This window comes from Vibrio sp. 1641 (assembly GCF_033339995.1).
Classification (GTDB): domain Bacteria; phylum Pseudomonadota; class Gammaproteobacteria; order Enterobacterales; family Vibrionaceae; genus Vibrio; species Vibrio alginolyticus.
This window is the reverse complement of sequence record NZ_JAWOVP010000101.1, coordinates 1-823: the sequence shown is the minus strand read 5'-3', so window position 1 is coordinate 823 and position 823 is coordinate 1. Positions and strand designations below refer to the sequence as shown.

At 48.2% G+C, this 823-nt stretch carries 1 protein-coding gene and 1 pseudogene; both read right to left on the bottom strand.

All coding sequences use genetic code 11. The features are described from left to right. A pseudogene (locus tag R7Z47_RS24415) lies at positions 1–138 on the bottom strand (ABC transporter permease); the annotation flags it as partial. Next, positions 135–823 (bottom strand): alkaline phosphatase family protein (locus R7Z47_RS24410; protein WP_318130709.1); only part of this gene is annotated, 689 nt, incomplete at its 5' end. The pseudogene R7Z47_RS24415 and the gene R7Z47_RS24410, both read right to left, overlap by 4 nt.

Sequence of the window (823 nt, the reverse complement as noted above, 5' to 3'; positions counted from 1 at the left end):
CATGGGCGCGAGTTGAAATAGGTAGAAAAAAAGCGCAAAGGGAACCAGCCAGATTGCGGGTTTGATGCGCTTGAGCCAAACGCTTGTCGTTGGTTTCGCCGCGCGGCTCGCGCTTGGTGATAAAACAGAACTGCTCATAGTGCTAACAACGCTTGCGTGTAAGGTTTATTATGGTCAAGGTTTAACAACTGACAAACCGTGCCACAAATCTCGGTTTGCTTAACGTGACACTCTTGATGTGTGAACTTGTCGCCAATCACAAACATCGGAACTTCACGCTCTTCAGGGAGAATACCGCCGTGAGAAAGATCGTTGTTCATGCCATGGTCACTGGTGACGATGATCTGATAGCCATCGGCCAACCATTGCACGATGTAATTGGAGAGAATGATGTCTGCACCACGTGCTGAGTTGCGGTATTGGCGAGAATCCAACCCGTGCTTATGACCCATGTCATCAATGTTCATTGGGTGGATCAGCAAAAAATCAGGCTGGTGAGTGCGACGCAAATATTCCGCGTCTATGAAAAGCGCTTCATCAGGATAATGATCCCAATGATAGAAACAGCCGTGCTGAATATTCATTGTTTCATCGTTCGTAAAACGATCGCGAATCGGCTCAAACGGGGCGCGGTTATAGAGTTCACTCACCCAGTGGTAAGCCGCCGCCGCCGTCACTTTGCCTTGCGATTTTGCCAAACTAAAGATGGAATCATGATTCGACAGACGAACGATATTGTTGTTCACAATGCCGCTTTCTACGGGGCGAACCCCAGTTAAAATGCACTCATACAGTGGACGCGACATTGAAGGGAGTTCACATT